Origin of the sequence: Sphingobium limneticum, assembly GCF_008710165.1 — a bacterium.
In the GTDB taxonomy this organism is placed as follows: Bacteria; Pseudomonadota; Alphaproteobacteria; order Sphingomonadales; family Sphingomonadaceae; genus Sphingobium; species Sphingobium limneticum.
On sequence record NZ_VYQA01000045.1, the window covers coordinates 1 to 8,123 of the forward strand.

Genomic DNA, 8,123 nt, shown 5'->3' on the forward strand with positions numbered 1-8,123 from the left:
TCAGCGGCACATTGCCGGGCGAGCTTGTGATGCTCTCGCAGGCACGTAGGCAGCTTGAGGGCCTTGAGATGGTGAGCGAGAAGAATCTCCGGTGCCTGATCGCTCATGCGGCCTCCTGCCTGTCGCAGAGCAGGCTCAGATAGGCTCTAGCAACGGTCTTCTCGACCGTGGTGCGAGGCAGGAAGGGATAGACGTCCAGGTCCAGTCTGGGCGGTACGCGTTCGACCCGGCACAGGACGAGGTGCTTGACGGCATCGAAGCCGATGGCGCCAAGGGCGATGGCCTGTTCCACCGCCGCCTGGAGATCGGCGACGGTGAACGTTTCCAGCAGGCGCAGCACCTGCACATATTCGCGCCTGCCATGTTTGTGCATGCGCCCTTCCATCAACCGCTGCAGCGTCCCGACCGCTTCGGGCAAATCCCAGCCCTGCAAAGGGGCGGCCTGGTCGCGTTGATCTTCTGCTCGATCAGCGGGAGATAGTGGAGCGGGGCGAAGATACCCGCTTCGCCGTATGGCGCTGCTTGCGCGGGACACCGCGATCCCTCTCAAGCCATCCATCGATGATCCCCACAAACCCGTCCAGCTTCGGGCGCTGCGGTTCAGACTGACGCCGGTAACCCGGCGGCGATGAAAACGACAGCATCTTGCGCACCGTTTCGCGCGACACATTGAAACGCTTCGCCGCCGCCCGCTGGCTCATGCCATCCGCGCAAGACAAACGGACCTGAAGATAAAGTTCCACGCTGTAGATCCCCACACCTCCCTGACTTGGCAGAAAGGCTTCAAGGTGGACGACTTTTACGCCGCCCGCAGCAGGACTATCCCGCCGCTAGCGTGGCCGAATATTGCTCCGCCGTTCTCACACGCATGAAGGCAGCAGCGCGCGAGGCGGTGGCACAGACGCTAGAGCGTGGCGGCGAGGTCCGCGCACCGCGCGTCCGCGAAGTCGAACAGCGCCGGGGCGAGACGCAGGATCGGCATCGCGCAGCGGCCGAGAAGACTGCAAAGGATCTCGAACGATAATCCTTGGGAAAATAGGGGCTATGGAAGGGAGTAACTGACGGTAGATTGGGCTACGAGATAATTTTCGTCTTGTTGCCATAATCGAACATCGACCGTGGTCAGGCGGCGGCCCAGCCTCAACAAGCGGGCGTCTGCAATGATCGTCTCCATTTTGCAGGCGCGGAGGAAGGAGATGGACAGACCGTTTGTTACTGCCATCTCCTTTCGCCCATGATGAGCGATAACCACCGCATAAGCCGCAACATCGGTAAGTGCCATGAGCGTTGGCCCCGATACGATCCCTCCGGGCCGAACCATGCTTGGGTTAGGATCAAGGGTCATGCGGACATGCCCAGCTTGAACATCGACCACGGCGCCAAGGGACGCGCGCGTTTCGCTCGGAAACGCGCCATCGAGAAATTCGGCAAGTTCGTTTAATGTCAGACAGGGATTCATGGCATCCAATCAGTTGAACAGTTTGGCCTTCAAGACACTCAATAGCTGTTGAGGTCGCTCCAACGGAATGAGGTGCCCCGTTTCTTCGATTATCGAAAGGGTGGCACCTTGGTCTGCCCCCACCGAGTGGACCGATTGGTTTGTTAGTGCATTAAGCTCATCGCCGCCATATCCGGACGGAGGTGGAGCGAAGGAGCACGTCAATCACGGGCAAAATCATGGCTGACGATGCTGATAGGCGAGTTGCTCACATCAATGGTGAGAGGGATCGCTTCGGGCCTCCCCGATACTCAAGGCGACTTTTCAGAACCGAAAGGTCGCCCACACTCCGTTGAACAACGAATCCGTGTAGCCGGCGCGTGTCAAGACCTTGCCGGCGCGCAGATATTCGGTCCGCAGCGTGAATGACAGGTTGGGCGTTGCCGACCAGACCGCATTCAATCGTGCCAGTTGAGCGACGCTGTGGCCCGTCACGTTCTGTGTGCCGGCGTAGGCGTTCAGGGCGGCGGACAGGCTCCAGACCAACTCCAGTGCGGGTGTCCAGTGCGCTCGTAAGGTTGTGGGCTTCCATAACGCCCACCCTCTGCCTCAATCACCACGCCGTGCAAGGTGGGTGGAAAACACCGCTTACGCAGCAATATCGGGCATCCGGCCTCAACCTGGTCATCGCGGCGATCGTCTATTGGAACACGATCTACATGGACGCCGCCGCCCAGCACCTACGATCGACATCGGTCCCGGTGCCTGACGATCTCCTCGCCCACACGTCCCCGGTAGGCTGGGAGCATATTGCTTTTTCCGGCGATTCCCTCTGGGATCGCGCAGCCGCCTCCGCTGGTCGAAAGGCCCTCAATCTGCCGCCCGATAGCCGCGTCGCCTAAGCGTTCGCTGATTGTTCGCTCTTAGCGTTGTTTAGCGTACCTTCCACGCTATGCCCTCATCCTGACGCCGGATGCGTTGGCCGATCTCGATCGCATCGCCGAGCATATCGAAGCGGACAATCCCGCACGCGCGATCAGCTTCGTGGAGGAGCTGCGCGAGGTAGCCCGTCGCCTCGCCGATCTTCCCCAAGGCTTCCCTCTGGTGCCGCGATATGAGCGCTACGGCATCCGGCGCCGTTCCTATCGGCGCTATGGCATCCTTTATCGTCCAGAGCCCGAGCGCATCCTTGTCCTGCGCTTTCTTGGCCCCGGCCAGGATCATTACCGCGCACTACAGTTGGTGTGATCCCAACCCTATTGCGGATTGACCGGGGCGTAAGCGGGCCAATCGCGATTTTTCAGGCCGGGCAACGCCAGATAGCTTGGGCCATCGAGCAGCATTGTTATGCGGGTGTAACCGATCTTGAGCTGATCGAGCGGCACCGCTCGCAACGTCTCCTCGAGACCGGCATAGCGCTCGTCCGACACCACCACATAATTGATCCTGCCGGTCGCGCACTCGATCAGCGCCTCGACGACCCGGCCCAGGTTCATGCCGGCCTTGTCGTCGACGGCCATGCCGATCAGTCCGGTCGCAGTGAACAGGTTCGGGGTTTCCGATCGTTGGCTGGCGGTTTCGGCCGATCGGCCGCCATCTTCATATTTGGTCTGCTGCCCCAGCCATCGCCAGATACCGACGAGGTTCGTCACCATCAGAAATCCGTTGGTGGCGACCAAGGCCGTCTGCCCCGTCGCATAGCCGAGCGTCGTCCAGCAAACCGAGCTGACGCTGAACACGACGAAGCCCCAACCCGTCACGCGCGCGCCGAGATTGGAAGCTGTCATCATGGCCGCGATTATCGTCGCGATCGTGGCGATCCAACCCACGAGGCTTATCATGTCCACCCCCTCCCCTGTGGCGGGCTTACAGGCGGCTACAGGGCCGTTTTGAGATAGGGGGCGGTCAGACTGCCTTCCGCCTCCGCAACATCGCTAGGGACGCCGCTGGCGATGATTTGGCCACCCTCTTCCCCGGCCCCCGGCCCCAGATCGATGACCCAATCGACCTGTGCGATGGCGCGCATGTCATGTTCGACCACCACGACCGTATTTCCGACATCGACAAGACCCTGCAGGTGCCGCATCAGCCGATCCGCATCGGAGGGGTGAAGCCCCGACGTCGGCTCGTCGAGAATGTAGATCGTGTTCCCCCGCTGCGCGCGTTGCAGCTCCGTCGCGAGCTTGATGCGCTGCGCCTCGCCGCCTGACAGTTCCGTCGCCGGCTGCCCGAGCCGCAGATAGCCAAGACCGATTTCCCGCAGCACATCGAGCGAGCGCATGACGGATGCCTCGCTTGCGAAGAAGTCGCACGCTTCGTCCACCGTCAGCTCTAGCACCTGAGCGATGTTGCGGCCGTTCCATTCGACTTCGAGCGTTTGCGGATTGTAGCGACTGCCGTGGCAGGTCGAGCAAGGCGCATAGACGCTCGGCAGGAACAGCAGCTCCACCATGACGAAGCCCTCGCCCTCACATACCGGGCAGCGGCCCTGTGCGACGTTGAACGAGAACCTGCCCGGGCTGTAGTGGCGCCGGCGGGCAAGCGGCGTGTCGGCGAAGATCTTGCGGACATGATCGAACAGGCCGCTGTAGGTGGCGAGGTTCGAGCGCGGGGTGCGGCCGATCGGCCGCTGATCGACCCGCACCAGCCTTCGGACATACTCCATGCCGGCCACGATGCGGCCTTCGGTATCGTCCTGCGCGACATCGAGCAGCGGATCGACCTCATCCTCTTCAACGGCTGCCGAGCTGCCGAGCTGTTCCGCGACAAGCTCCGGTAGCGCTTGGCTGACCAGGCTGGACTTGCCCGATCCGGAGACCCCTGTGACGGCGGTGAAGCAGCCTATCGGAAGCTCGACGTCGAGGCTGTGAAGATTGTTGCGCGTCACGCCTTCGAGACGAAGCCATGCCTTGGCTTCACGCGGGGTCCGATCATGGGCGACGGGCTCTGCGAACAGATAGCGGCGGGTGATCGATTCCTCGACATCGGCCAGTCCCGCGATCGGCCCGCTGTAAAGCACTTCGCCGCCCTTTTCGCCGGCACCCGGGCCGACATCGACCAGCCATTCGGCATGGCGGATGACGTTGAGATCATGTTCGACGACGAACAGCGAGTTGCCGGCCGCCTTCAGCCGCTGAAGGATGGTCAGCAGGGCTTCGCCGTCTGCCGGGTGCAGCCCCGCCGAGGGCTCGTCCAGCACATAGACCACGCCGAAAAGCTGCGACGACAATTGGGTGGCGAGGCGCAGGCGTTGCAGCTCCCCGGAGGAGAGCGTCGGCGTGCTGCGGTCGAGCGAGATATAGCCAAGGCCAAGATCGATCAGTGGCTCGAGCCGTTCGAGCAATTCGCAGGCGAGACGCTGTGCGGCGACCCGCTTTTCATCGGAAAGATTGGGCGTGCGGCGCACGTCGGGCGCAGCCTTGTGCGCCGAACCTCCTGCCGCGACCCGCCGTTCGACCGCCGCATCGCGGGCCGCCTTGCCGAGGACATGGCCCTTCGGGACCGCCGCGGCGCCCCCATATTCGCCATGCGCGACGGGCGTGAGCAAGTCCCGGAGTTTCAACACCGTCAGATCGCCGAACTCGGCGATGTCGAGGCCCGCGAACTTCACGGACAGGGCTTCGCGCTTCAGCCGCTTGCCGTCGCAGGTCGGGCAATCGCGTCCGATGATGTATTGCGAGACGCGCTTCTTCATCAGCGCGCTTTTCGTGTTGGCGAAGGTCTCCAGCACATAGCGGCGGGCGCCGGTGAAGGTGCCCTGATAGCTCGGCTCCATGCGGCGCTTGAGCGCCGTCCGGGTCTGTTCGGGCGTCAGGCCCGCATAGACCGGCACCGTCGGCGCCTCTTCAGTGAAGAGGATCCAGTCGCGATCCTTTTTCGGCAGGTCGCGCCACGGCGTATCGACGTCATAGCCGAGCGAAACGAGGATATCGCGCAGGTTCTGCCCATGCCAGGCGGTCGGCCAGGCGGCGATCGCCCGGTCGCGAATGGTGAGGCTGTCGTCAGGAACCATCGTCTCTTCGGTCGCGTCATATACGCGGCCGATACCGTGGCAGGTTGCGCAGGCCCCCGCGACCGTGTTGGGGGAGAAATCCTCCGCATAGAGCATGGGCTGATGGCGCGGATATTCGCCGACGCGCGAATAGAGCATCCGCACCAGGCTGGAGAGCGTCGTCACGCTGCCGACCGAGGATCGCGCGTTGGCAGAGCCGCGCTGCTGCTGCAACGCGACCGCAGGCGGCAAACCGTCGATCGCGTCCACCTCCGGTGCGCCGGCCTGGTCGATCAGGCGACGGGCATAGGGCGCAACCGATTCCAGATAACGCCGCTGGGCTTCGGCATAAAGGGTGCCGAACGCGAGCGATGACTTGCCCGAGCCCGATATGCCGGTGAACACCACGAAGGCGTCGCGCGGTACATCGACGTCAATATTTTTGAGGTTATTCTGGCGCGCGCCGCGAACCTGCACGCAAGCGGGCGGCCCCGTATGCCCATGATCGGTGGCCGGCGTCGTCGCGTGAATATCCTTGCTCTTCAATTCAGTCGTCCTGCCTTATACGCCCGTGCGGCCCGTGGTTCATCACAGTCGGGTAGCAGATGAATGCATTTCCGACGCAATACATCCAACGGCCAGACTGGCCCGATGTTCGGCACCTTTGAAATATTTCTCCAGCATCAGACAAAGGTTACGACAAAACCATTTTTCCCGTTGGGTCGCGCGGCGAGGCCACACACACTCCGCTGGTAAGCGCCTGGGCCAGGCGGCCCTGGTCCGTGCCACTATCGGCATCTAACGACCGCACTTCGGCGCTTGTTACCCCATCGCGACGCGTTGCCCATTTGCCAGAGCGCGCGTCATCATGGCCGGGGTCGGGCCATGATGACGGCCGAGTTGTCGATCCGGGCGCTTCGCGCCGCTTCGGATCGGCGGGTCAGTAGTGAATGACCGTGCGGATCGACTTGCCTTCGTGCATCAGTTCGAAGGCCTCGTTGATCTCCTCCAACCCCATCGTGTGGGTTACGAACGGGGCCAGATCGATATCGCCTCTCATCGCGTCCTCGACCATGCCGGGGAGCTCTGTCCGTCCCTTGACGCCACCGAAAGCGGATCCCTTCCATACGCGGCCCGTGACGAGCTGGAATGGGCGGGTGGAGATTTCCTCGCCCGCGCCGGCAACGCCAATAACGATCGACTGACCCCAGCCACGGTGCGCTGATTCAAGCGCGGCGCGCATGACGTGGACGTTGCCGATGCACTCGAAGGTATGATCGATGCCCCAGCCCGTCATCTCGATCAGCACTTGCTGGATAGGCTTGTCATGGTCCTTGGGGTTGATGCACTCGGTCGCACCGAACTGGCGTGCCAGCTCGAACTTGGACGGATTGGTGTCGATGGCGATGATGCGACCCGCCTTCGCCTGGCGCGCACCCTGAATCGCCGCGAGGCCGATGCCGCCGAGTCCGAACACGGCGACCGAGTCTCCGGGCTGGACCTTGGCGGTATTGTGGACTGCGCCGATGCCGGTCGTGACGCCGCAGCCGAGCAGGCAGACATGTTCGGGGTTTGCCTCGGGATTGATCTTGGCGAGCGAGACTTCGGCGACGACAGTATATTCACTGAAGGTTGAACAGCCCATGTAATGATAGAGGGGCTGACCATTGTACGAAAAGCGGGTGGTCCCATCGGGCATCAAGCCCTTGCCCTGCGTTTCGCGGACAGCGACGCACAGGTTGGTCTTGCCCGACAGGCAGAAGTCGCACTTGCCGCACTCGGCGGTGTAGAGCGGAATCACGTGATCGCCCGGCCCGACGCTGGTGACGCCTTCACCAACCTCGACAACGATGCCCGCGCCCTCGTGGCCCAGAACCACCGGGAAAACACCCTCCGGATCACTCCCCTCCAGCGTGTACGCGTCGGTGTGGCACACACCGGTGTGCGTCACGCGTATGAGGACTTCGCCTTTCCGGGGTGGGGCGACATCGATCTCGACGATTTCGAGTGGCTTGCCCGCCTCGAAGGCTACAGCGGCGCGAGATTTCATGTTGGGAGACCCTCGTTGAGTTAAACTGATTGCTGGTGGGAGGCCGTTGCGTCAGCGCAAATTCGTCGACATTCTCATACTGGCAGGGAGTACCTTTAGTATACTCCCTGCCAGTATACAAGAGGTGTCCTAACGAGGATCTCAAACCAGAGAAGGCAGCAGGGGCTGGCTTCTAGACTAGCGCGACATCGCTTACGTGGAAGAAGAAACTCACCACGACGATGGCGGCAGAGCGGTCGCAGCGATGCCACATACCGCTCTGTCTAGCTTACTTGACCGCGAGAACATCCCAGCGCTCGATGACCGGCGGCGTGGCCAGAAGCTCATCGGCGTTCTGCATGAGTGCCGCCGCGATCGGACCGTTGAGATGTGCGGTTCTGTCGCCATCATTCTGAAAGGCGTCAAAGATCGCGAAACTGCTTGGTCCGAACTTTACAGCATACCAGACCGGAGTACCCGTTTCGGCTTGTGCCAACGGCAGCGCGTCCTTCAGAAATGAAGCGCCCCGGGTTTCCAGGAGGCTCCAACTTGTGAGAAGGAGCATCCGTTATGAGCAAGACAACCAACAAATTTTCACCTGAAGTCCGCGAGCGGGCGGTTCGTATGGTGGTGGAGCAGCGGGCCGAGTACGGCTCGGAATGGGA

At 62.2% G+C, this 8,123-nt stretch carries 8 protein-coding genes and 3 pseudogenes; 3 read left to right on the forward strand and 8 right to left on the reverse strand.

The genetic code is table 11. The annotated features are described in order from the left end of the window. Nucleotides 1–107 (reverse strand): annotated as a pseudogene (locus F4U95_RS24045) (ATP-binding protein); the annotation flags it as partial. After that, nucleotides 104–743, reverse strand: a pseudogene (locus tag F4U95_RS25600) (hypothetical protein). The pseudogenes F4U95_RS25600 and F4U95_RS24045, both read right to left, overlap by 4 nt. Before the next feature lie 125 nt (nt 744–868). Between F4U95_RS25600 and F4U95_RS24055 the strand changes: the two are divergent. Next, the gene (locus F4U95_RS24055; RefSeq protein WP_161600455.1) at nt 869–1,024 is read left to right on the forward strand and encodes a hypothetical protein; all 156 of its coding nucleotides are present in this window, start codon (nt 869–871) and stop codon (nt 1,022–1,024) included. A gap of 18 nt (nt 1,025–1,042) precedes the next feature. On the opposite strand, the gene F4U95_RS24060 is transcribed toward F4U95_RS24055, so the two are convergent. Both F4U95_RS24060 and F4U95_RS24710 read right to left on the reverse strand, forming a co-directional pair. After that, nucleotides 1,043–1,459 carry a PaaI family thioesterase gene (locus F4U95_RS24060; RefSeq protein WP_120253502.1) on the reverse strand — a complete coding sequence of 139 codons (417 nt, stop codon included), beginning with the start codon at nt 1,457–1,459 and terminating at the stop codon, nt 1,043–1,045. Between the two features lie 303 nt (nt 1,460–1,762). Further along, nucleotides 1,763–1,984: a hypothetical protein gene (locus tag F4U95_RS24710; RefSeq protein ID WP_161600456.1), complete on the reverse strand. Its 222-nt coding sequence runs from the start codon at nt 1,982–1,984 to the stop codon at nt 1,763–1,765. Between the two features lie 107 nt (nt 1,985–2,091). Here F4U95_RS24710 and F4U95_RS24070 point away from each other — a divergent pair. Next, a pseudogene (locus F4U95_RS24070) lies at nt 2,092–2,340 on the forward strand (Tn3 family transposase); the annotation flags it as partial. 61 nt (nt 2,341–2,401) lie between these two features. Then, on the forward strand, nt 2,402–2,686 hold the full coding sequence (locus F4U95_RS24075; RefSeq protein WP_269462555.1) for a type II toxin-antitoxin system RelE/ParE family toxin: 285 nt from the start codon (nt 2,402–2,404) through the stop codon (nt 2,684–2,686). Between the two features lie 8 nt (nt 2,687–2,694). Here F4U95_RS24075 and F4U95_RS24080 read toward each other — a convergent pair whose 3' ends face one another. The 4 genes from F4U95_RS24080 to F4U95_RS24095 form a co-directional block, all read right to left on the reverse strand. Then, nucleotides 2,695–3,279, reverse strand: coding sequence for a PRC-barrel domain-containing protein (locus F4U95_RS24080; RefSeq protein ID WP_120253503.1), 585 nt, complete (start codon nt 3,277–3,279; stop codon nt 2,695–2,697). A 35-nt stretch (nt 3,280–3,314) separates the two neighbouring features. Continuing rightward, the gene (locus F4U95_RS24085) at nt 3,315–5,975 is read right to left on the reverse strand and encodes an excinuclease ABC subunit UvrA (RefSeq protein ID WP_232016581.1); all 2,661 of its coding nucleotides are present in this window, start codon (nt 5,973–5,975) and stop codon (nt 3,315–3,317) included. 394 nt (nt 5,976–6,369) lie between these two features. Beyond that, a complete protein-coding gene (locus F4U95_RS24090; protein WP_120252779.1) occupies nt 6,370–7,479 on the reverse strand; it encodes an S-(hydroxymethyl)glutathione dehydrogenase/class III alcohol dehydrogenase in 1,110 nt (369 codons plus the stop codon). 268 nt (nt 7,480–7,747) lie between these two features. Further along, nucleotides 7,748–8,023: a putative quinol monooxygenase gene (locus F4U95_RS24095; RefSeq protein ID WP_120252780.1), complete on the reverse strand. Its 276-nt coding sequence runs from the start codon at nt 8,021–8,023 to the stop codon at nt 7,748–7,750. Nucleotides 8,024–8,123 lie beyond the last annotated feature (100 nt).